Genomic DNA, 23,114 nt, shown 5'->3' on the forward strand with positions numbered 1-23,114 from the left:
CAAAGAGAAGTAGGTGCCGCCCCGCACAGGGGCAACGCTAATAGACCACTAACAATTCAAGGAAAGGCCAAAGCCCTAAGAACACTGACAATGCCGCCGCAAAAGGCAAAAAAACATCTAAAGCCTCTGCCCAACAGCAAGCAAAAAAATCCGCCGCCACTGCTTAGCCTGCCGCTCGCCCAGCATGGGCAAAACCCAAACCTGATGCTTAGCGTCTTTGACCATCAAAGCGACCTGCCACTGAGCATCATGGCTCTGCACCTCAGCCCCAAGCAGATCAGCAAAAATATAAGCCCCCAGCTCGCCGCCAAGGCGAACCTCACAGAACCGCTTACCAGCAGCAAGCCGTACCGAACCCCAGGTTCCTGTAAGTTCGTGAGTCCAATCACCATCGCGAACATTAGAAGCGACCTCCTTCCGACGCCGCCACCAATAAACAACCGCAGCAACCAAAAGCAAACCAACAAAAACAGCAACCCCAACAGCAACAGCCAAACCAAAAGCCGCCTGCAAGGCATAAAACGCCCGCACAGCGCCATACACCAGCGCGATCAGCGCAATGAGTGCAACAATAATCGGCATCGCAAGCTCACCCGGCAAAAAAACTCAGGCTAGCACGAGCAACGCGAAACCTCATGGCAAAAAATCATTGCGAAAAACGCGCCGCCGCGCAAAGCCCAATCGTTATGGCTGCTTATGCGTCGCCGCCCAATCCTTCACCGCCTTCAGCGTATTCTCGACGTGCTTCTCCGGTGACAGACTCGTGTACTCATAAATAATCTTGCCGTCCGGCGCAATCACATACGACACACGATTGGCCATCGAGCTATGCATCGGCAAGCCAGCATCATAAGCGCCGATCACCTTCGAATCGGCATCGGCCGCCACCGGGAATTTGCTGCGGCATTCGCTCACCGAAAACTTCGTCAAGGTGTCGATGTTGTCGTGCGATACGCCAATCACCGTCGCGCCATATTTCTTGTACTCGTCGACAGCTTCGGCAAACTCGTGGGCTTCGATAGTGCAGCCCTGCGTGAAAGCCGCCGGATAGAAATACACCACCACCGGCCCTTTCTTCAATTCGTCGGCAAGCGAATACGCGTAGGTCTTGCCGCCCAGTGAAGCCTGGGCGGTAAACGGCGGCGCGGCATCACCCGGCTTGAGCGTGGCTGAAGCCGTCAGCGAATGCATCGCGAATCCCACCGACAAGACAGCCGCCAGCGTCATCGGAATGAGTTTTCTCTTCATCTGCAGTCCCCTCGAAACGTTAATGCACGCAGTCAGTGCAATAAGCCGAAGGTTACGGCGTTCAGCCGAACCTCGGCAACCTCAATACGCTATTGAAACACGTACAGACAAGGTACGTCAGAACCTGCTCGACGGATGCATCAGGCCGCTTCTTCGATATGTGCGCCGAACCACGCCGCAGCGGACAGGTTCAGCTGCGCCAGCACCTCGGGCGTAAGCGCCGCGAAGCCGGGCGGCGCATCGGGTCCGGCTGCGATCAATGCGGCATCGGCGCCCTCGCCGGCCGCTTCGGCAATCCGCAACAAGGTGCCGAGCGCGCCGCCGCGCGTGACGATCGCTTCACGAATCTGCGGGGCAAGGCCGAGCTTCTCGAGGACAGCCGCCGGCGTGCTGCCGAGCACCACATGGACCAGAGAAAAAATTCCGGTCATGAAAGCGGCGTCGGCAAAATCGTCATCGGACGGACGCAGCCAGCCTGCCGCCAACTCCATGAAGCGCGAGCGCGTGCCGGCCAGTTGCACAAGCGGATCGGCGCGCCACGGCAGATCGCCGCTGTCCGCGTACAGCAGTAGTTGCGCCCAGCGCGCAATCTGCCGCGTGCCGGTGGCGATGATGGCCTCACGCAGCGAGGCAATATTGCGCCCCAGCCCGAACGCGCTCGAATTGACGAGGCGCAGCAGTTGCACCACCACGCTCGGATTCAGCTTGAGTTCCGCTTCGAGTTCGACAATCCCGGCATCGCGCGACAACAGCGCCAGCAAACGCAGCAAACCGGGGCGCGGCGAGCGGTTGCGCGGCGCGGCCAGCACCTGCGGCCGCGCGAAGAAGTATCCCTGGAACAGGTCGAAGCCGAGATCGCGACCAAGCATAAAGTCTTCGCGCGTCTCGACCTTCTCCGCGATCAGTGTCTTGCCATGGCTGCGGACCGTCGACGCCAGTTTGGCAAGCACTGACCGCTCGGTCTGCAGGAAGTCGATCTTGACGATATCGGCGTGCGGCAGCGCGGCGAGCAGCTCATCCGACAGTTCGCTGACGTCGTCGAGCGCCACCTGGAAGCCGGCGCGGCGCAATTCGGTCAGCCGGCGGGCCAGATGCGCATCGAACTTGACGGTTTCGAGAATCTCGAGCACGAAGCGCTCGGGCGGCATCAGATGGACGATGTCGTTAAAGAGCAGCGCGCGGTCGATATTGACGAAGCCGCGGTGCTGGCCCAGCACGGCCGCCACGCCGATCCCGCCGATCGCACGAGCCACGACCTGCGCCGTCGCCTGGGCGTCGTCGCTGACCTCGGCATAGTTATGCGCGCCGGATCGAAACAATAATTCGTAAGCATTGAGCGCGCCGTCGCGATCGAGAATCGGCTGGCGCCCCAGATAAACGTACTGTGCCCCGGACGCCGGGTCGGCGTCTTCGGCACCTTGTTCAAGCACCTCGATGTGCCGGGGGGTGGCCCTGACAAAGTGACGTTCAGACATGGATCATCGGTGCAAGTGTTCGGAAAGCTACGCAGCGACGTCATCGCCGGCACTGCACAGCAGGTTTGACGTATTAACGGAAACGAAGCCGGTCCACTTTAACTGAATCGCCCTCGCGACGCCGCCGGGCCACGCCGCCGCTTCCTTACCATTTGTTTTTTGCAGCAGGCGCTAAAGATTTTCCGCCGCGGGTCGTTATCTTGTTCTGATGGGGCGGCCTGATACCTCTCAACCGCCCGAATACGGCGGGCAGTAAGCCGCCCCGCCTGCAGACGAACACAGGTTGCCAGCGACAAACATGGAAGCGAACAGGATCACCGCGCCCCGCCGGGGCTCCTTGCGCACGGTCATCGACCGGTTTCGTGCGTTCGGCCGGCATGCACACGGCAAACCGCAAGCCGGCGTCAGCCGCGCTGCGCAACTGGAACAGGTGGTCGGCGCCGTCGATCTTCTGGCGCACATCGATGAGGGCCTGCGCTTCCTCTATGTTTCCGACGCGAGCCTGCGCTTCATCGGTTATCACCGTGAGTATCTCGAGACCATCACGCTGCACGATCTCGTGGCGCCTGCCGACGTGCCGCGCCTCGATGCGCTGCTGACGCGCGCTACCTCCACAGGCAACGTCGAAAAGGCCACACTCGGCCTCATCAAGTCACTGACCTACCCGATCACAGTCGAATTGCGCGTGGTACGCAGCATGCATGACGGCGTCGAAGGCTATGCGATCGCCGGCTTCGACGTGTCCGCGTGGCGCGCCACCGAGGAACGCCTGACCCAGGCGCTGCATCTGGACCGCCTGACCAACCTGGCCAATCAACCGGCGCTGATCCCCGCGCTGCTCGACGCGCAGCAACAAGCCGACGCCCACGGCACGCCGGCCGCGCTGCTGCTGCTCGACCTCGACGACTATCAACGCGTGAACCGCGCGCTCGGCTACGATGCCGGCGACGAGATGTTGCGCGACACGGCGCGGCGTCTATTGAACATGACGAGCCCGAACGAGACTGTGGCGCGTGTCGCCAGCGACGAATTCGCGATCCTCGTGAAGCCTGCCGCGAGCCGCACCGACGCCGCAGCAGCAGCCGAAGCGCTGGCGCGCCGCCTGCTGACCGCGATCCAGCAGCCGTATGTCTTCAACGGCCAGCAGGTGCACCTGTCGGCAAGCATCGGCATTGCGCTCTACCCCGACGTGCGCCACGCCAACGACGACGCCGCCCACGACACGCACCTGCTGCGCTGGGCCGACCACGCCTTGCTGCAGGCGAAGGCGGCCGGCGGCAACACGCTCGCCTTCTACGTACCGGACGACAACCCCGCCGACGCCGAGCGCCTGAAGCTGGAGGCCGATCTCTACGACGGCGTGCGCAATGGCGAGTTTTCGCTGCACTTCCAGCCGATCACGAGCAGCCGCACGCACGGCGTGGTCGGCGTCGAAGCGTTGATCCGCTGGTCGCATCCCGTGCACGGCCTCGTGCCCCCTTCGATGTTCATTCCGCTCGCGGAATCGATCGGCCTGATCAACTTCCTCGGCAACTGGGTGTTGAAGGTCGCCTGCATGCAGTTGATCCAGTGGGACGCGCGGGGCATCTCGTTGCAATACGTCGCCGTCAACGTGTCGCCGCAGCAGTTCCGCGACCCGCGTTTCAAGGACAGCGTGCGCGAAGCGATCGAGTTGACGGGCATCGATCCGCGCCGCCTCGTGTTCGAGATCACCGAAAGCCTGCTGATGCACGACCCGGCGCATGCCAAGGGTTTGCTCGAAGAACTGACGGCGATGGGTATCCGCTTTGCCGTCGACGATTTCGGCACCGGCTATTCGAGTCTGGCTTACCTGCAACGATTCCCTCTCGCCAAGCTCAAGATCGACAGGAGTTTTGTCGAGAATCTGCTAACCTCCCGGAACGATCAGGCAATCGTTAGCGCGGTCGTCGGGCTCGCACAAACGCTCGATCTCGAACTGGTTGCAGAGGGCGTCGAAACGGAAGCACAACGCAGCCTGCTCACCGAGATGGGATGCGACCACATACAGGGATGGCTCGTCTGCAAGGCGTTGCCCTCTGACGAACTCGCGCAGCGTTTCGAAGCGCGCACGCTTCACCTGCACACCACATAGCGATGCAGGCAAACCTCGTGCGCAGCGGAAGATGCCGGCCTCGCGCCGGTGCAGCACTCATTGGAACATGTATGGCTTTGGCGGGATTCACATGGTAAAGGCGGCGGTGCTCGACCGGCTCTGGACTCGAATGAGCGAGCGCGGCGATTTCCCCATGCTGTCGCAGTCGTTGCGCACCACCATGGCGGCGATGAACAACGACGACCTCGACTTCACCGGCCTCGTGCAGGTCGTGTTGTCGGACTTCGCGTTGACGCAAAAAGTGCTGCGGCTGGCCAACTCGGCCATGTACATGGCCTTTGGCGGCAACATCACCACCGTCTCGCGCGCGCTGATGGTGCTCGGCATGGACGCGGTCGGCCATCTGGTGGTCGGCCTGAAAATCGTCGATCACTTTCATCACAGCGCGCCGCGCCGTATCGACGCGAAACTCGAATTGAACCGCACGCTGCTGTCGGGCTGCGTCGCGCGCAAGCTGACCGAGCGCGGCGATCTGCGCGCCGGTGAAGAAGCCGTGGTCTGCACGCTGATGCGGCAGATCGGCAAGCTGCTGGTGGTGTTCTATCTCGACGCGGAGTGGGATCAGATCCGCCGGCATATCGACGACGACACACTCGAAGCCGATGCCTGCGTGCTGGTGCTCGGCGTCACGTTCGACGAAATCGGCGCCGAAGCCGCGGTGCGCTGGCGCCTGCCGGACATGATCCGCTCCGGCATGGGCGAGTTCGATCCGCTGGACGTCGAGCAGCCACGCCAGGTGCAGTGGCTGCGCGCCATCACCAACTATTCGACGGCGGTCGCCGACGTGCTGACCCAGCAGAACATGCCGGACTGGGAGCGCGAAGAACGCATCGCCGAACTGGCGCAGGAATACAGCCACGCACTGAATACCGATCCGGACGTGCTACATGGAATGAGCATCGCGCTCGCCCGTGAAGAAGGCGGCGACGGCGTGATGCGCGAGATCGTCGAGCTGCGTGCCAATGCGGACGCGATCGCGCGCGAGGCGCTCAATCCGGAAGCACGCATCGCGGCGGGGGTGGGCGATCTGCGCGGCCTGCCCGACGGCAGCGCGCTCGCGCCGGCCCTCGCGCTGGCTGCGGAAACCGTGCTGGCGGCGCTCGGCTTTGCGCGCACGGTGGTGTTCGTCAAGCACAGCAACGGCACCTTCAAGGCGCGCCTCGGACTCGGTCCGAAGATCGACGCGGCGCTGCCGAAGCTGTCGTTCAACACCGCGTTCGAGCCCGATGTGTTTCACCTCGCAATCGCGAACTCGGTCGGCATTTTCATCGAGAACGCACGTGATCCGAAGATGGTCGCGCGATTACCGGAGTGGTTCCGCCGTTCGTTCGACGACGCCCGCGCGTTCGTGCTGTTACCGGTAGTCGACGACACCGATCAGACGGTGGCGCTGCTATATGGCGACTGGTCTCATACGCAGGAGCCACGCCGAATATCCCAGAAGGAAATGAGCGCGTTGAATGAGTTAGCCAAGGAGTTAGGTCGTTTTTTTGGCCTGGGGCAGATGCAGGAAATGGAGACGATGTGAAGACGTGGCGTGATCGTTGATCACGGTGCTTCACTCTCACCGGTTTTGTGTTTGCCCTAAATCACGAATCTCAGATGTGCAAAGGCCGGCGTGCGCAGCATGCCGGCCTTTGCTTCAAACCTCAAACCCGCCCCTCAATCCTCAATCCGCTCCAACCCCTCCGCACTCCGATCCGCCACCCCGGCCCACGCCCCAGCCGCCAACGCGAGCAGCGCGATCTCTTCCACCGTCAACGGCTGCAAGCGCGCGCACAAGGCATCGAGCTCATCCCACGCCCCGCGCTCAAGCGCTTCGACTGCGGTCAGCAACAACCCCAGCACGCCCTGCCGATGCAAAATGCCCGCCTGAATCGGCCGCGATAGCGTCAGCACATTCAGTGTGCTTTCGAGCGAGCCACCAAACACCGCATCGACAAACGAAAACACGCCAGTCAGAAACGCTGCATCGGCTTCGTCACGCCCCGCTTCGGGCAAGCGCTCGATCGCCAGCTCCATGAAGCGCGCCCGGGTCGCCGCGAGTTGCAGCAGCGGATCGTCCTCGAGCGCAACCTTGCGGCCATCCGCGTACAACAGCAATTGCGTCCAGCGCGCGATCCGATTCGTGCCGGTCGCATTGATCGCTTCGCGCAGCGTCGTGACCTTGTGGCCGACGGCGAGGCCGCTCGAATTCGCGAGCTTCATCAGGTGCATGACCAACACCGGATTCAGCTTGAGTTCGGCTTCGAGTTGCGCGACGGTCGGGTCGCCCGATAGCAGTTGCAGCAGATTCAGCAACGCATGCCGCGGCGCGCTGACACGCCGCGTCGTCGAGGTCTGCGCACGCGCAAAGAAGTAGCCCTGGAAACGGTCGAAACCGAGACCATGCGCCTCTTCGAAATCGGCCTGTGCATCGAGACCCAGCGCGATCAGCAGCTTGCCCGCGGACTTGAGCACGCTCGTCAATTTGGGCAACAGCGCTTTCGACGCCCGTGGGAAATCGATCTTGACGACTTCCGCGTAGGGCAGCAGCTTCGCAAACGTTTCATCGGGCTGCGTCACTTCATCGAGTACGAAGCGATAGCGCCGCCCGTGCAATTGAACGATGCGCGCAATCAGCGCATCGTCGACCACAATCGACGGCGACAATTCGAACATGAAGCGGTCAGTGGGCAGGTGCAGGATCGAATCGTCGAACAGCATCTCGCGGCTTACATCGACGTAAGCGGGATGCCCGGTGAGCGCACCGCGCAGATTGCCCTGCATCAACCCGCGAATCACGGCTCGCGCCACGAGCTGCGCGGGATCGGGCGCGCGGCCCGACGAGGCATCCGCAGCCGAATCGACGGCCGGTGCGGCACCCGCGTCAGATTCGGTGCCCATAGGCAATTCCGGCGCGCGCACCTTGATCTCATAGCCGCACAGCATGCCGTCCCGATTCAGAATCGGCTGGCGCGCGAAGCTGGCATTCAGTTGCGCATCGTCCGCAACCCCCGTCTGGCTCGGTTTCTCGATTGCGATGGTTGTCATTCTGGTCCCCCGCTAAGCGCCGCCCTGGCGCTTCCTGCTGTATTTTGGTTTTTGCTGCACCAATCGCGCACATCCAAGCCCTGAGGCCCTTTGCGCGTGCGGTGTGCCCGCCGATTTTAGCGCAGGCCGATGCGCGCGGACATGTCAACGCCGCAATATCTCGAAATAATTGGCAACCTGTCTCGCTGAAGAGAAGGAAAGAATCGACGATACTCTTGTGCAGTGCAGAAGCGCTCCACCACCGGCCTTTAACCACCAAGGAAAATCATGGACGTCAAAAGCGTGCTGTCAAATGCCTTCGCGATGCCGATCACGAACCCGGCGTTTCCGATGGGTCCGTATCGTTTCGTCGACCGGGAATTCCTGATCATCACTTACCGCACCGATCCGGACAAACTGCGCGCCGTGGTGCCCGAGCCGCTGCAGATCGGCGAGCCGCTCGTCCATTACGAATTTATTCGCATGCCGGATTCGACCGGCTTCGGCGACTACACGGAAAGCGGTCAGGTGATCCCGGTGTCGTACAACGGCGTGGCAGGTGGTTACACGCTGGCGATGTATCTGGACGACCATCCGCCGATCGCCGGCGGCCGCGAGTTGTGGGGCTTTCCGAAGAAGCTCGCCTCGCCGGTGCTGGAAGTCCATACCGACACGCTCGTCGGCACGCTCGATTACGGCCCCGTGCGCATCGCCACCGGCACGATGGGCTACAAGCATCGGCAACTGGATCTCGCGCAGCAACAGAAGCGTCTGGAGACGCCGAACTTCCTGCTGAAAGTCATTCCGCACGTGGACGGCACGCCGCGCATTTGCGAACTGGTGCGCTACTACCTGCAAGACATCACCCTTAAAGGTGCATGGACGGGTCCCGCCTCGCTCGAACTGGCACACCATGCCCTGGCGCCGGTCGCGGAATTGCCGGTGCTCGAAATCGTCGAGGCACGGCATCTGCTTGCCGATCTGACGCTAGGACTCGGTGAAGTGGTGTTCGACTATCTCGATCAGCCTGAAGCGAACGTGCGCTGACCGAGTGTCGCGGTGCGGCGTGCGCGACATGCATGAAGCGCATGAAACACACAGCACCATGCACCAGACGCGCATCAGACAGGCGGCGCATCAACCGCCGCCTCAAAAAACAACCGGCCGCATCAAGCGGCCGGTTGTCTCAAGCAAAACCATTCAAGCAAAGCCATTCAGGCAAAACACCCAACGCCTTACTTCAACACGACCTTCACGTCGAAGTACTTCGCGGCGAAGCGGTCGATCGTGCCGTCGGCCTTCAGTTCCTTCAGCGCCTGATTCACGGCGTCCTTCAACGCCTTGTCGCCCTTGCGGATGCCGAAGCCCACGCCCGCGCCGAGCAGCTTCTCGTCACTGACGGCCGGGCCGGCGAAGTCGAAGCCTGCGCCTTGCGGCTTCTTCAAAAAGCCCTTCGAAGCCGCTTCCGCGTCCTGGAATGCAGCGTCCAGACGGCCCGATGCGAGGTCGGCGTAGATCTGGTCCTGGGTCTGATACGGCACGACGTCGACGCCAGCCGGCGCCCAGCGCGCCTTCGCATACGTTTCCTGAATCGTGCCTTGCAGCACGCCGACGTGCTTACCCTTGAGCGAGGCCGCCGTAGGCAGCAGACCGCTGCCCTTCTTCGCGATCATCTGATTCGGGATCGTGTAGATCGGATCGGTGAAGTCGATGGCCTGGCGGCGCTGTTCCGTGATCGTCATGTCCGAGTTGATCGCGTTGAACTTGCGCGCTTCCAACGCCGGAATCAGGCCGTCGAACGAGTTCTCGACCCACACGCATTTCGCCTTCAGCTTTGCACACACGGCATTGCCGATGTCGATATCGAAACCTTGCAGCTCGCCCGAGGGCGACTTCGATTCGAACGGCGCATACGACGCCTCGACGCCGAACCGCACTTCCTTGATATCCGCCGCCGATGCGGACCCTGCCGCTACCGTTGCCGTCGCGAACAGCGCGCGCGCAGCCATGTTTCGCCAATTCATCTTCATTACGGGTGTTCCTCTACGGTATTGAATAAGACGGAGCCGAATCCGGGCGAGCATGATTGCCGCGCCAAAAATGCGATTCAAACTCGTGCGGCCAGTGTGGTGCAGCGCAACAGCCGCGAGGGCGGGATTGTACAGGCTTCGAATCGCGGTCCTGCAGGCGGCCCTGTAAGCGGCCCTGTGGGCGCCCCTTTGCCCGGCTCGTTTGGCGAACCGGATAACGCGCGCTTAAAGGTGCAACTTCGTGTCGCGCTCAGGCAAGCCGGCACGCACTCCGATGCACGTCAGACCGCACCGTCGCCGGCCGCGAAATCGCTGCCGAGCCGCTCCGACAGATGCGTGTAGACCGCCGCGACATGCGGCAGATGACGCGACTCCGGATGCGCCAGCACCCAGACCTGCGATTCGGCTTCGTCGAGCGGCGGGGTCAGTTGCACGAGATCGTCGCGCTCACGCGCGAGGAAGGTGGGAAAGATGCCGACGCCGAAGCCGCGCACCACCAGCTCGAACACCGCCATCACGCTATTGGTCTTGTAGCGTGGCTCGACCGTCGGGCAATGGCGCTTGCGCCACAGAACCGAAGGATGATCGCCGAGCGAACTGTCCGGTGCTGCCCAATCGCAGCGCGACAGCGCTTCGGCATCGCTCGCCCGGATAGCGCTCCCCTTCGCGGCAAACACGGCGATGCGCAGCGGGCCCACATGTTTGCCGACCAGATGATCCGGCGCTCGGCGCGTGGCGCGCACGGCGATATCGGCGTCGCGTTTGGTCAGGCTCGCGAGGCTGTTGGTGGCGGTCAATTCGAACGACAACGCCGGATGCAGCGCCGCGAAATCATGCAGCGCGGGCAGCAGGAGGCCGTAGAGCACGGTATCGGTGGTCGTCACGTGAACCGCGCCGCTGACGCGGTCACTGCTCGCCTGCACGGTCGAGCGCGCTGCCGCCAGCTCGCTTTCGATGCGCTCGGCGTGGCGCGCCAGTTGCGCACCGAGCGGCGTCGCGCGATAACCGCTGCGCGAACGCTCGAACAGACGTTGCCCGAGCCCGCGTTCAATCCGCTGCACGGAGCGAAAAATCGTCGAAGCGTCGATACCCAGGCGCTGCGCGGCCTCGGCCAGCGTGCCGGCGCGCACCAGCGCAAGAATGGTCTGGGTATCCGCCGAAGTCAGTTCGTATTGCGTTTTTGCACGCATGGTTTGGCAAGCCGCCTGTTTATTCTGAATGCGATCCGGGCTACTTTTACCACATCGACTTGTCGGCCGACGAGCCTTGCCACCGGCACCTGCCGGGACTTCACTCTCGTTTATAGCGGTGACACCATGAAACTCTATTACTCACCGGGCGCCTGCTCGCTGGCCGTTCACATTGCCCTGCGCGAAGCCGGACTCGACTTCGAAACCGTCAAGGTCAACTTGCAAACGCACAAGCTCGCCAATGGCGACGACTACTACGCGATCTCGCCGCGCGGTTATGTGCCACTCGTCGAATTCGACGACGGCTCGCGCCATACCGAGGGCGCCGCGCTGTTGCAATACATCGCCGATCTTGCGCCGGCGCGCGCCCTGTTACCGGCCACCGGGACGCCGCAGCGGCTCGAAGCGGTCGCATGGCTCACCTATATCAGCACGGAATTGCACAAGACCTTTAGCCCGTGGCTATGGCATCAGGAGACAGCCGAATCGACGAAGCTCGAATGCCGCACGAAACTCGCTACACGCTTCAGCGAACTCGAGGGTGTACTCACGTCGCGCGACTATCTCACGGGACAGTACTCGGTCGCCGATGCGTACGCATTCACGGTGTTGAGCTGGGCGCGGATGCTGTCGGTGGATCTAGGCCCGTATCCGCACCTCAGCGCGTATCTGGCCCGCGTGGCCGCGCGGCCGAAGGTACGTGAGGCGATGGTGGTAGAAGGATTGGTCAGCGAGACCGCGACGCAAGCCGCGTAAGCGGTCTGGTATGAGACGTTGCGCGCAAAGGCGCGCAACGTTCTGCTCTGCAATGACGCGTCTAAACGAGACTGGACAATGTGTCCTGCGTCGTCTCGACCACCAGCAAACCCGCGCGCAAGCCAGGCTTGACTGTTGCGTTCGGAAACACAAGGCGTTCCTCATCGTGACGCACGGTGTAGTGATAATCGCCATCGCGTGCGAGCACGGTGTCTTTCACGAAGGGCGTGAAATTCGGCACATCCGTGGCCACCAGCAATTCGAATGCGTCGCTCTGCTTGGTAAGCTGGTCGATCACGGTGAACACGCGCGGCATTGCCGCGGGCACGTTGCCGTTCTTTGTACCGGCCAGCAGATGACGCAGCGCTTCATCCGCGCCGGCGAAACGCGCCAGATCGTTCTGACCGAACGGGCGCACCTTGCCGAGTTCGAGCGTGCACGCTTCGGCGCCACATGCCTGCGCGGTGAAGTGCGAGTACGTGTTGCCCTTGGTCGTATGAAGCAGGACGGCGCTGATGCGCGCTTCGCCGAGCCATTCGAACATGGCGCGCGAAAACGGCTTGCCGGTGTGCGGCAACAAGGCGAATTGCTCGAAAGCCGAGGGGCGGATCGCCGTATGCATGTCGACGTGCCAACGGCCCCCCGGCTCCTGCGACGCCGCGGCAAAGAACTGCGTGGCCGCACGCTCCAACGCCGCCGCGCGCGGCGCTTCGTGGCTGTGCGGCACCTGCTCGTGACGGCCGCTGAAGAGGCGGTTCAGATCGTCGTCGCGATACCGGCACGCGTCGCGCATGGCGTCGACGTTGCCGAGAATCACCAACAAACGGCACGTCAGCGCGGCATCGCCTTGTGCGATATCGCGAACGAGGTACGACAGCAGTTCAATTGGCGCGGTTTCATCGCCATGCACGCCGGCAGAGACGAGCACGCTGCGGGTGCCGTCATCCCGCACCGCGGGCTCCATGAGCAGCACGCCGTCGTCGAGCCATGACCAGCGCACGGCGTTGTCGTTGTTGCCGCACACACCCTGCGCTTCCTGCGCGCCAGGCCGCGTCCCCGCCAACGTGTAGGCAAGGAAATCGTCGAGCATCGAAACCGGCATGCCGTGCTCAGCGCTGGAAGTCATATAGCGAACCGAGGCCGAGAATCTGCGTCAGTTCGTCGAGCGCAGTGCGCGACTCGGCGAGCAATTGCGGATCGGTCAAATCGGACGGTGCGAGACGATCGCGATAGTGCTTTTCGATCCAGGTGTCGAGGCGACCGAACAGCTTGTCGTTGATCCACACGCCAGGCGTCACTGCAGCGCGCTCGGTATCGTTCAGCACCACGCGCAGACGCAAACATGCCGGGCCGCCGCCGTTCTTCATGCTTTCGCGCAGATCGAACACGAGCACGTCGTCGATCGGACCGGTGTGCGAGGTCAATTCGTCAAGGTATGCACCCACGCGCGCGTTTTCGCGGCATTCCTGCGGCACCACCAGCACCTGCTTGCCGTCCGGGCGCGTCAGCAACTGGCTGTTGAACAGGTACGACGTGACCGCGTCGGACACGCTCACTTGCGCATCGGGCACTTCGATCACGTTGAACTCGGCCTTCAGCCCAGTGAGCTTCGTGCGCAGTTCGTCGTACACCGCGTTCTGTTCGACGAACGCGAGTTGATGGCAGAACAGCGTATTACGGTTGCCGACAGCGATCACGTCGTTATGGAACACACCCGCATCGATCACGTCGGGGTTCTGCTGTGCGTACACCGTGGCCGCTTCTGCCAGACCGTGACGATGCGCGACCGCGCGGCTCGCCTCGAAGGTCTGACGTGCGGGAAAACGCTTCGGCTCCGGTCCGCGGCGATATTCGCTGCGTCCGTACACGAAGAATTCGACGCCACGTGTGCCGTATTCCGAGCAAAAACGCGTGTGATTCGCCGCGCCTTCGTCGCCGAGTGCCGGCGTGCCGGGCAGCGCTTCATGCACCGCGAAACGATCCGCGTCGCTGAAAATCGCGCGCAAGGTGCGGCGCGTCGATTCGTGCTCGATCGCACGATGCAGCTTGCTGCACAGATTGGCCGGCGTGAAGTGCACGCGACCGTCGTGCGTGTCGGCCGACGGACTCACCGTCGCCGCATTCGCGGTCCACATCGCCGAAGCCGAACTCGCCGCCGCCAGCAACTCGGGGGCGTCTTTGGCGACGCGTGCGATCACCGTCGCGTCATCGCCCGAAAAGCCGAGTTCGCGCAAGAGACGCATCGAAGGACGCTCCTGCGGCGGCAACACGCCTTGATGAAAGCCGAGGTCGGCCAATTGCTTCATCTTGCGCAGGCCCTGCTTGGCAGCGGCCTTCGGATTTGCGACCGACTTCTCGTTGTTCTGCGACGCAACGTTGCCGAACGAGAGCCCGGCGTAATTGTGGGTCGGGCCGACGAGACCGTCGAAATTGGCTTCAGTGGCTTGCATCGTCGATCCTTAGAATTGAAGGCCCGGCGAAACGCTCGCGGGCATTTGCAGTTGCGCGCTTTCGACGGACGCCATCGGATACGCGCAGTAGTCGGCAGCATAGAACGCGCTCGGGCGGTGATTGCCGGAACGTCCCGGACCACCGAACGGCGCGCCCGACGATGCACCATTAGTCGGCCGGTTCCAGTTGACGATGCCCGCGCGAATGGTGCGCTGGAAATGCGTCCACAGGGCTTCGTCGTCGGCGAGCAGACCGGCGGAGAGGCCGAACTCGGTATCGTTGGCTTTGTCGAGCGCCTCGTCGAACGTGCCGTAGCGGATGATCTGCGCCAGCGGTCCGAAATGCTCTTCGTCCGGCAGGTCCTTCACGGCGGTCACGTCGAGAATCGCGGGCGTGACGAAGCCGAGTTTCGGATCGCGCTGCTCCATCTTCAGCAGTGCTTTCGCGCCGTCGGCCAGCAGACGCTCTTGCGCCGCAACCAGACGCGAAGCCGCTCGCGCGGAAATGACAGCGCCCATGAACGGCTGCGGATCGGTGTTGTATTCGCCGACGCTGATGCGCGAAGTCACTTCGGTCAGGCGCTCTATAAAGCGGTCACCGAACGCATCATTTGGTACGAAGATACGGCGCGCGCACGTACAACGCTGCCCCGCCGACAGAAACGCCGACTGAATCGTGTGATGCACAGCGGCATCGACATCCGCCACCGGTCCAATCACGAGCGGATTGTTGCCGCCCATCTCCAGTGCGAGGACGATCTCCGGACGGCCGCCGAATTGCTTGTGCAGCAATGTTCCGGTATCCGAACTACCCGTGAAGAACAAGCCGTCGATCTGTCGATGATTGGCAAGTGCAATGCCCGTCTCTTTCTCGCCTTGCACAAGGTTCAGCACGCCGGCGGGCAAGCCCGCATCGCGCCAGATCTGCACCGTGAGGGCCGCCACGCCCGGCGCGAGTTCGGACGGCTTGAACACAACCGCGTTACCCGCGATCAGCGCCGGCACGATATGCCCGTTCGGCAAATGCCCCGGGAAGTTATACGGCCCGAACACCGCCACCACACCATGCGGACGATGCCGAAGCACGGCAGTGCCGTCGGCCATCGGTGAACGCTTTTCGCCGGTGCGCTCGTTGTACGACTGAATCGAAATCTCGACCTTCGCCGCCATCGAAGCGGCTTCAGTGCGGGCTTCCCACAGCGGTTTGCCGGTCTCGCGGCCGATCGCTTCGGCCAGTGCTTCCTTGCGTTCCGTCACGAGCGCGGCGAAGCGGCGCACCACGCCGCAACGCTCGTCAAGGCTCAAGGCCGACCACGCCGCAAACGCACGGCGCGCGCTGCGCACTGCACGATCGACGTCATCCGCCGAGGCGCTGTTGCCTTCCCACACCGTCGCGCCCGTACCCGGGTTGCGCGACGCGAATGCGGGTCCTGTGCCGGCGGCCCATTCGCCGTCGATGAAAAGCTCGCTCATGATCATCCTTGTTTGTGTTTCAGCGGCAGCACCCGAACCGGGTCGCCTGCCTTGACGTCGAGTGCGGCCGCCTCGGCGGCGCTCATGCGGAACACGCCGTCTTGCGGCACGCCCGCAGCCACGCCCACGCGAAAATCGCCCAGCGACGTATTCGATACCATCGAACGCGGTGCATCCTGCGGCGCGCCCGCCGGCACGTCGGCGATCTCGACCTGCACCACCACGCTTTCGCGCACCGTGCGCAAGTCGGCGATATGGCATTCGAGCACTGGGCCCGCATCGAAGATATCGACGTGATTCTCGTAGCGCAGCCCTTCCGATTCGAGCATGCGGCGCGCCGGAATCGTGTCGTTGTGCGTGAGGCCGACGCATTCCTGCGCTTCTTCCGGCAGCAGTTCGACATACACCGGATAACGCGGCATCAGTTCGGCGAGAAACGCCTTGCGGCCGTGCGAGCTCAGATAGTCCGCCGCATTGAAATCGATCTGGTAGAAATGCGAGCCGACCGCACGCCAGAATGGCGAAGTGCCTTCCGCATCGAAATGGCCGCGCAATTCCGCGCACAAACGCTGCGGAAAGCGCTCGCGAAACTGCGCGAGAAACATGAAGCGCGAACGCGACAGCAAACCGCCGACGCCGCTCGTGCGGTAACGCGGGCTCAGGAACAGCGAGCACACTTCGGCGTAACCCGTCAGGTCATGCGAAATGTTCAGCGCGCGCATGCGCGTCCAGATGCCGAGGTCCTGGCTCGCGTGCACCACCGTGCTCACGCGATAGTTGTAGAACGGTTGCTGCAGGCCGACTGACGTTTCGATGCCGCATACGCCGGCCACGTCGCCGGTGTCGGTGTCTTCCATCACGAAGAAGTAACCGGCTTCGTGCGGCTCGGCCTTGTCTTCCATCGTGCGGCGGGCACGCTCAACGCGCGCCGCCAATGCATCGCGATCCGGCTTGAAGGTGGTGAGACCGGGACCGGTCTCCTGCGCGAGCCGCATGAGCGCGTCCACATCGCCTCGTTGCACAACACGAACGACGATCATCGTGCGTCTCCCGTCAATTCTTCCTGATGCGGCTGATGCAGCGGCACGCAGCGTACCGCGTCGCCCTCCTGCACGCCAAGTGCGGCGCGCGCCGCATGCGACAACGATGCGCCGGTCGTCTTTTCGCCCGACAACGTATCGAGCACACAGCGGAACTCACCGTCCACACCGTTGTGCGCGATCAGATAGGTCGAGCCCTCGGCAGCCGCGCCGGCTTCGCGCACCACACGTGTTTCATTACGCGTCACGCAGGCGCTGCGATCCACCTGCGCGGTCAACACCGGGCCCGCGTCGAAAATGTCGATAAAGCGGTCCGTCTCGAAGCCTTCTTCGAGGTGAATGTCATACGCGAGCAGTGCCTTCGAATCCGGTTCGCCGAGCACGCGCTGCGCCGCTTCCGGCAGCAAGGGCACATAGATCGGATAGGTCGGCATCACTTCGGCGATAAAGGTGCGGCTGCGTCCGCCCGATTCGATTTCGATGTCGGCGAAATTGCGGCCGAAGAACTTGCGCCCCACCGCTTCCCAGAACGGCGACACACCTGAGTCGTCGGTCACGCCGAGCAGCAGCGAGAACACTTCAGGCGTGAAGCGCTTGCGATTGGCGGCGATATACATCATCCGCGCCCGCGACATCAGATGCGCGGCCGCATCGCCACGCAGCGACGGGTCGATGTAAAAGCCCGCCAGCCGGCTCTTGCCGGTCAATTCATGCGACATGGTCAGCGCGTGAATCTTGCGATTCACGTGCAACTCACGCGACGCATGAATCAGCGCGTCATTGCGAAACGCGTAGAACGGGTCAGAGTAACCGGCTGCGGCGACGATGCTCGCCGTGCCCATCAGCTTGCCGCTTTCCGCATCCTCGAGCACGAACAGATAGAACTCCTCGCCCGGAAAATCGACATCCGCGCGAAACGAGTCTTCCGACAACGCGACGCGCGCTTCGAGCGCGCCCCGGTCGTGCGGCAGCGAATGCAGCACCGGTTGCGCGGTGCGCGCCATATGTTCGAGCGCATCGAGATCGGCGAGGCGGCCGGGGCGTACGAAGAGCATCATCGTTCCTGTTGAATGTGACGCATGATTCAGTGCTTTAGCGCGGTGCCGTGGTTCACTTCGACGCGGCTTCAGTCTTTGCGCCGACGATCTCTTCGATCGCCTTCGCCAGACGCGCGAAGCCTTCATACATATCGTCGAGCGGCATGATCAGCGACGGCACGAAACGCAGCACGTCCGGACCCGCCATCAGCATAATCACGCCGTGCTCACCCGCAGCCGTGACGAAATCTTTAGCGCGGCCCTTGAACGCATCGGTCAATTCAGCACCGATCAACAGACCCTTGCCACGCACTTCCTTGAACAAACCGAAGCGTTCGTTGAGCTTCGCGAGTTGGCCCTTCAATGCTTCGCTGCGGGTACGCACGCCTTCGAGCACCTTCGGATCGCTGATCAGCTCGACCACCTTCTCCGCGATCGCCGCGCCCAGCGGATTGCCGCCGTAGGTCGTGCCATGCACGCCGACCTTGAAGTGCGCGGCCAGTTCGGTGGTGGTCAGCATCGCGCCGATCGGGAAACCGTTGCCGAGCGCCTTCGCGGTGGTCAGGATGTCCGGCGTCACGCCAGTGTCCTGATAGGCGTAGAAATGGCCGCTGCGGCCCACACCCGTTTGTACCTCGTCAAAAATCAGCAGTGCGCCGTGCTCATCGCAGGCTTCGCGCAGCGCCTTCAGGAATGCCGGATCGGCCGGGATCACACCGCCCTCGCCCTGGATCGGCTCGACGATCACCGCGCAAGTCTTCGCGCCGATTGCTTTCTTCGCCGCTTCGATATCGTTGTAAGGCAGATGGATGATGCCGGCCGGCACCGGGCCGAAGCCTTCCGAATACTTCGGCTGGCCACCGACGCTCACCGTGAAGAACGTACGGCCATGGAACGACTGCGTGAACGAGATGATTTCGACCTTATCGGCGCCATGACGCTCGAACGCGACGCGGCGCGCCAGCTTCAAGGCCGCTTCGTTCGCTTCCGCGCCCGAGTTGGCGAAGAATGCGCGGTCGGCGAAAGTCAGGTCTTCGAGACGTTTGGCAAGACGCAGTACCGGCTCGTTGGTGTAGCCGTTACCGATGTGCCACAGCTTGCTGCCCTGCTCGTGCAGGACTTTCAGCAGTTCAGGATGCGCATGACCGAGCGCGGTGACGGCAATACCGCCGGCGAAGTCGATATAGTCGCGGCCTTGCGTATCCCAGACGCGTGAGCCGAGACCGCGATCCGGCACGAAGGCGGCGGGCGAAAACACCGGCACCATCACTTCGTCGAAGGTCTGGCGTGTCACAGTCAGGTCGTTCATGGCGAATCCTCGTTACAGGTGAGAGGTAATACACGTAGTGTAGGAAACCGCACGCGATACGTCTTGCGCATACGCGACGCTTTCTATGAGCTTCCGGGCGGATATGTCGCGTGCAGCTTGCAGACTGCGCGCTTTCCGGCCGCTTATTCCGCCTGGTCGGGCCGTTCGATCAACGCGGCCGGTCGCGGCTCACTGGCCGCGGCGCCGGTCGCACCGGTCTGCTTGTCGATCCAGTTACGACGATCCTCGCGTGGTGTGACACCAAAGCGTTCGCGATAAGCATTCGAAAAGTGCGCCGCCGACGAAAACCCGCAAGCAAGGCTGATCTGCACCACCGATTTGCTGGTGCGCTGCAATTGCGTGCGCGCTTTCGAAAGCCGCAGCCCCAGATAGTATTTGGACGGCATCGAGCCGAGGTACTGACGAAACAGGCGCTCCAACTGACGCCGCGAGACACCGACGAGACCGGCGATTTCGTCGGTGGTCAGCGGGTCTTCGATATTCGCTTCCATCAGCATGAGCGCATCGTTCAGACGCGGATGACGCTCGCCCGGCGCGGTCACGAACGGAATGCGCTGACGCTCCTCACCCGCGCGCAACACGCCGACGCCCAGCGTGTCCGCAATCCGGTCCGCCAATTCGGGCCCGTGATCGCGGCCGATCATCGCCAGCATGAAGTCGACGGTCGCCTGACCGCCCGCGCAGGTGGCGCGATCACGGTCGATTTCGAAAATTTGTTGAGTGACGATCGAGCGCTCGAACTGCTCGGAGAACTGCTGATAGGTTTCCCAGTTGACGCTCACGCGATAGCCGGACAACTGCCCCGCCATCGCCAGCCACCAGACGCCGTGATGAATGCCGGTGACGAGCGGCGTGCGCTGCCCGACGCGCGACAGACTTGCCAGAAACAGCCGGTAGTCCGCGAATTGCTGGAACCGTTCGCTGACGATGATCAGCCAGTCGCACGAAATGGCATCGCCGAAGGCGGCATCGGCCGGCCATTGCGCGCCGCCCGACAAGGGCACCGCGCGGCCGTCCCACGAACACACCTGCACGCGGTACAGCGCCCGGCCGTCGATTTCGTTGGCGAGATTGAGCGCGTCGACAATCGGCCCCACGCCCGACATCGACACCGGCGGCAAGGCGACGATGGCGACCTGCGTGGTGCGAGCCGGGTTGGACGTGCGAGCCATCACTTGTCAGTAAAACGCGGGATGCGCGAGCCGCGCGTTACTTCAGGCTGCCGGACAGGAACTGCTTGAGCCGTTCGCTGCGCGGCGTGGTCAGCACTTCAGCGGGCAAGCCCTCTTCTTCCGTGCGGCCCTGGTGCAGGAACATCACATGGTTCGACACGTTGCGCGCGAAACCCATTTCGTGCGTCACGACGATCATCGTGCGGCCTTCTTCGGCGAGCTTCTGCATCACCTTCAGCACTTCGCCGACCAGTTCGGGATCGAGCGCGGAAGTGGGTTCGTCGAACAGCATGACATCGGGGTTCATCGCCAGCGCACGCGCAATGGCGACCCGTTGCTGCTGACCGCCCGACAAATGCGACGGATACTGCTTTTCCAGACGCGGCGCGAGACCGACCTTCTCGAGATATTCGCGCGCCCGTTCTTCGGCTTCGCGACGTGACATGCCGAGCACATGAATCGGTGCTTCGACGATGTTCTCGATCACGTTCATGTGCGCCCACAAGTTGAAGTGCTGGAACACCATCGCCAGTTTCGTGCGGATGCGTTGCAGCTGCTTGTGATCGGCCACTTCCAGATTGCCGGCGCGGTCGGCTTTGGTCTTGACCATTTCGCCGTCGACGACGATCTGCCCCGCGTTCGGCCGCTCGAGAAAATTGATGCAGCGCAGGAAGGTGCTCTTGCCCGATCCGCTCGCGCCGATGATGCTGATCACGTCACCCTTGTTGGCGTTCAGCGACACGCCTTTGAGCACTTCATTGTCGCCGTAGCGCTTGTGGATGTCCTGGACGGCGAGCTTGCAAGCTTCGGTTTGAGTCGTGTGGAGCAAGATGCTCTCCCTTTGAAAATACGGATCAATCTACGTGACGGCGCGAACCCGCCGCGCCGCTCAATCGAAACATGCCTACTCAGTGCGTGCGCACCGCCAGGTAACCCAGCCAGTGACGCTCCGCGCGGCGGAACAAGGCCACCAGCCCAAACGACACCACCAGGTAAATCAGCGCCGCGAGGCCGAACGCATCGAACGACTGATACGTGGCGGAATTCGCATCACGCGCCACCTTCAGGATGTCCGGCACCGTGGCCGTAAACGCGACCGTGGTGGCGTGCAGCATCAGGATCACTTCGTTACTGTACAACGGCAGCGCCCGGCGCAGCGCGGACGGTATCACAATGCGGCGGTACATCGTGAACCAGCTCATCCCGTAAGCACGGGCCGCTTCCACTTCGCCGTGCGAAGTCGAACGGATCGCGCCGGCGAAAATCTCGGTGGTGTACGCGCAGGTGTTCAGGGCAAAAGCGAGAATCGCGCAGTGAAAGCCGCTGCGGAAAAACGCGTCGAGCAGTTGATGCGAGCGCACGAATTCAAGGCTGTACATGCCGGTGTAGATCAGCAGCAGTTGCACGTACAACGGCGTGCCGCGAAACACGTAAGTGTAGAGACGCACCGGCGTCGACAACCAGCGCTTCTTCGATACGCGCGCCACCGCGAGCGGAATCGCCATGAAAAAGCCGATCCCGATCGACGCCACCAGCAGCCACAGCGTGACCGCCAGACCGGACATACGTTGACCGTCCCAGTACAGGAACGCGCGCCAGAATTGATTGAGAATGTCGATCATGGTCTTAGAGCTCCGCGTGGCGCACGCCGATGGAATAGCGCTTTTCCAGCCAGATCAGCACGAGATTCGACGCGGTGGTGATCGCCAGATAGATCAGCGCGGCGACCAGAATGAAGAAAAACATGTTGAAGGTGCTCTTGCCGGCGTCCTGGGCGGCTTTGACGACATCGGCGAGACCGATGATCGACACCAGCGCCGTGGCCTTGACCAGCACTTGCCAGTTATTGCCGATGCCTGGCAGCGCGAAACGCATCATCTGCGGAAACAGGATGCGCCTGAACACCCGCGCGCCGCTCATGCCGTACGCACTGCCCGCTTCGAGCTGGCCACGCGGCACGGCGAGAAACGCGCCGCGGAAGGTTTCGGTGAAGTACGCGCCGTAGATGAAGCCGAGCGTCAGCACGCCGGCCACGAACGGATCGATATCGAACTGCGGCAGATTGAGCGCATCGGTGAGATTGTTGACCGCGATCTGGATGCTGTAGAACAGCAGCAGCATCAGCACGAGGTCGGGCACCGAGCGGATCAGCGTCGTATAGCCGGTTGCGATCGCCCTGAGCGGGCGGTTGAAGGAGAGTTTCGCCGCCGCGCCCGCGAGGCCGAGCAGCACGGAGGCTGCCAGCGACAGGACGGACAGCTCGATCGTCTGGATCGTGCCGGCCAGCAACACCGGACCAAAGCCGTAAAGGAACACGCGTGTCTCCATCCAGGTTTTATTGAGGATGTCATGGATGGGGGCGGGTCATGCCTGCCCGACTCATCCGGCATGACGCGGAGTCTCGCAAGCGGAAATTAATTTCTCAAAGGGAGACGGAGGGGGTGCTGCGGTGCAGCAATCGGCCGTTTGCCACGGCTTGGTGCTGGCAGGGCTTGGTTTTGCGGGGGATATGGGTTTGTAAGGTGCGTGACACGCGGTGAGCGCTGCCGCGATTTAGCAAGTTTTGGGTCGCTTTTTCGATATAGATTGGGGCCTGCGGCGCGTCTTGTTTGTCTGTGTTCTTAGCGCTTTGGCCTTTCCTTGTTCTGGCTTTGGTGCCTTTCCTTGTTCTGGCTTTGGTGCCTTTCCTTGCATTGTTAGTGGTCTATTAGTGTTGCCCCTGTGCGGGGCGGCACCTACTTCTCTTTGCCGGCTGCAAAGAGAAGTA

Annotated in this window: 20 protein-coding genes; 4 read left to right on the forward strand and 16 right to left on the reverse strand. The window is 62.5% G+C overall.

From position 1 onward, the window contains the following. Positions 1 to 117: 117 nt before the first annotated feature. The 3 genes from M0D67_RS40250 to M0D67_RS40260 form a co-directional block, all read right to left on the reverse strand. Positions 118 to 582, reverse strand: coding sequence for a hypothetical protein (locus M0D67_RS40250; RefSeq protein ID WP_154566813.1), 465 nt, complete (start codon positions 580 to 582; stop codon positions 118 to 120). A gap of 102 nt (positions 583 to 684) precedes the next feature. Beyond that, positions 685 to 1,248: a peroxiredoxin gene (locus M0D67_RS40255; RefSeq protein ID WP_154566814.1), complete on the reverse strand. Its 564-nt coding sequence runs from the start codon at positions 1,246 to 1,248 to the stop codon at positions 685 to 687. Positions 1,249 to 1,388: 140 nt separating this feature from the next. Next, complete coding sequence (locus M0D67_RS40260) at positions 1,389 to 2,723, reverse strand: EAL and HDOD domain-containing protein (protein ID WP_171929206.1); 1,335 nt, start codon at positions 2,721 to 2,723, stop codon at positions 1,389 to 1,391. 298 nt (positions 2,724 to 3,021) lie between these two features. On the opposite strand from M0D67_RS40260, the gene M0D67_RS40265 reads away from it, so the two are divergent. Then, on the forward strand, positions 3,022 to 4,836 hold the full coding sequence (locus M0D67_RS40265) for a bifunctional diguanylate cyclase/phosphodiesterase (protein ID WP_154566816.1): 1,815 nt from the start codon (positions 3,022 to 3,024) through the stop codon (positions 4,834 to 4,836). A gap of 91 nt (positions 4,837 to 4,927) precedes the next feature. Next, positions 4,928 to 6,385, forward strand: a complete 1,458-nt coding sequence (locus M0D67_RS40270; protein ID WP_154566817.1) for an HDOD domain-containing protein — start codon at positions 4,928 to 4,930, stop codon at positions 6,383 to 6,385. A gap of 134 nt (positions 6,386 to 6,519) precedes the next feature. On the opposite strand, the gene M0D67_RS40275 is transcribed toward M0D67_RS40270, so the two are convergent. Beyond that, positions 6,520 to 7,890, reverse strand: coding sequence for an EAL and HDOD domain-containing protein (locus tag M0D67_RS40275; protein WP_266243156.1), 1,371 nt, complete (start codon positions 7,888 to 7,890; stop codon positions 6,520 to 6,522). A gap of 267 nt (positions 7,891 to 8,157) precedes the next feature. Here M0D67_RS40275 and M0D67_RS40280 point away from each other — a divergent pair, with 267 nt between their 5' ends. Further along, complete coding sequence (locus M0D67_RS40280) at positions 8,158 to 8,916, forward strand: acetoacetate decarboxylase (RefSeq protein WP_154566819.1); 759 nt, start codon at positions 8,158 to 8,160, stop codon at positions 8,914 to 8,916. Positions 8,917 to 9,104: 188 nt separating this feature from the next. On the opposite strand, the gene M0D67_RS40285 is transcribed toward M0D67_RS40280, so the two are convergent. Both M0D67_RS40285 and M0D67_RS40290 read right to left on the reverse strand, forming a co-directional pair. After that, entirely contained in the window at positions 9,105 to 9,899 is a 795-nt protein-coding gene (locus M0D67_RS40285; RefSeq protein ID WP_154566821.1) for an ABC transporter substrate-binding protein, read from the reverse strand. Between the two features lie 281 nt (positions 9,900 to 10,180). Continuing rightward, positions 10,181 to 11,089: a LysR family transcriptional regulator gene (locus M0D67_RS40290; RefSeq protein ID WP_154566822.1), complete on the reverse strand. Its 909-nt coding sequence runs from the start codon at positions 11,087 to 11,089 to the stop codon at positions 10,181 to 10,183. A 126-nt stretch (positions 11,090 to 11,215) separates the two neighbouring features. On the opposite strand from M0D67_RS40290, the gene gstA reads away from it, so the two are divergent. Beyond that, complete coding sequence (gene gstA, locus M0D67_RS40295; protein ID WP_154566823.1) at positions 11,216 to 11,845, forward strand: glutathione transferase GstA; 630 nt, start codon at positions 11,216 to 11,218, stop codon at positions 11,843 to 11,845. 61 nt (positions 11,846 to 11,906) lie between these two features. Here gstA and astE read toward each other — a convergent pair whose 3' ends face one another. The 10 genes from astE to M0D67_RS40345 form a co-directional block, all read right to left on the reverse strand. After that, a complete protein-coding gene (astE, locus tag M0D67_RS40300) occupies positions 11,907 to 12,971 on the reverse strand; it encodes a succinylglutamate desuccinylase (RefSeq protein ID WP_233469106.1) in 1,065 nt (354 codons plus the stop codon). Then, positions 12,955 to 14,295, reverse strand: a complete 1,341-nt coding sequence (gene astB, locus M0D67_RS40305; protein ID WP_154566825.1) for an N-succinylarginine dihydrolase — start codon at positions 14,293 to 14,295, stop codon at positions 12,955 to 12,957. The genes astE and astB overlap by 17 nt, the downstream gene beginning before the upstream one ends. 9 nt (positions 14,296 to 14,304) lie before the next feature. Further along, positions 14,305 to 15,768 (reverse strand): succinylglutamate-semialdehyde dehydrogenase, encoded by a 1,464-nt coding sequence (astD, locus tag M0D67_RS40310; RefSeq protein ID WP_171929208.1) that lies wholly within the window; start codon positions 15,766 to 15,768, stop codon positions 14,305 to 14,307. Positions 15,769 to 15,770: 2 nt separating this feature from the next. Then, positions 15,771 to 16,808 carry an arginine N-succinyltransferase gene (gene astA / locus M0D67_RS40315; RefSeq protein WP_154566827.1) on the reverse strand — a complete coding sequence of 346 codons (1,038 nt, stop codon included), beginning with the start codon at positions 16,806 to 16,808 and terminating at the stop codon, positions 15,771 to 15,773. Further along, complete coding sequence (gene aruF / locus M0D67_RS40320; RefSeq protein WP_154566828.1) at positions 16,805 to 17,863, reverse strand: arginine/ornithine succinyltransferase subunit alpha; 1,059 nt, start codon at positions 17,861 to 17,863, stop codon at positions 16,805 to 16,807. Before aruF ends, astA begins: the two co-directional genes overlap by 4 nt. Before the next feature lie 55 nt (positions 17,864 to 17,918). After that, positions 17,919 to 19,154: an aspartate aminotransferase family protein gene (locus M0D67_RS40325; protein WP_154566829.1), complete on the reverse strand. Its 1,236-nt coding sequence runs from the start codon at positions 19,152 to 19,154 to the stop codon at positions 17,919 to 17,921. Positions 19,155 to 19,297: 143 nt separating this feature from the next. Next, positions 19,298 to 20,347 carry a GlxA family transcriptional regulator gene (locus tag M0D67_RS40330; protein WP_093632258.1) on the reverse strand — a complete coding sequence of 350 codons (1,050 nt, stop codon included), beginning with the start codon at positions 20,345 to 20,347 and terminating at the stop codon, positions 19,298 to 19,300. A 37-nt stretch (positions 20,348 to 20,384) separates the two neighbouring features. Then, positions 20,385 to 21,176, reverse strand: coding sequence for an ABC transporter ATP-binding protein (locus tag M0D67_RS40335; protein WP_054043063.1), 792 nt, complete (start codon positions 21,174 to 21,176; stop codon positions 20,385 to 20,387). 79 nt (positions 21,177 to 21,255) lie between these two features. Further along, positions 21,256 to 21,969 carry an ABC transporter permease gene (locus tag M0D67_RS40340; RefSeq protein WP_054043065.1) on the reverse strand — a complete coding sequence of 238 codons (714 nt, stop codon included), beginning with the start codon at positions 21,967 to 21,969 and terminating at the stop codon, positions 21,256 to 21,258. 4 nt (positions 21,970 to 21,973) lie between these two features. Next, positions 21,974 to 22,663 (reverse strand): ABC transporter permease, encoded by a 690-nt coding sequence (locus M0D67_RS40345; RefSeq protein ID WP_168435988.1) that lies wholly within the window; start codon positions 22,661 to 22,663, stop codon positions 21,974 to 21,976. Positions 22,664 to 23,114: the final 451 nt, after the last annotated feature.

The organism is Paraburkholderia sp. SECH4 (assembly GCF_030511745.1).
GTDB classification, from domain to species: Bacteria; Pseudomonadota; Gammaproteobacteria; order Burkholderiales; family Burkholderiaceae; genus Paraburkholderia; species Paraburkholderia madseniana.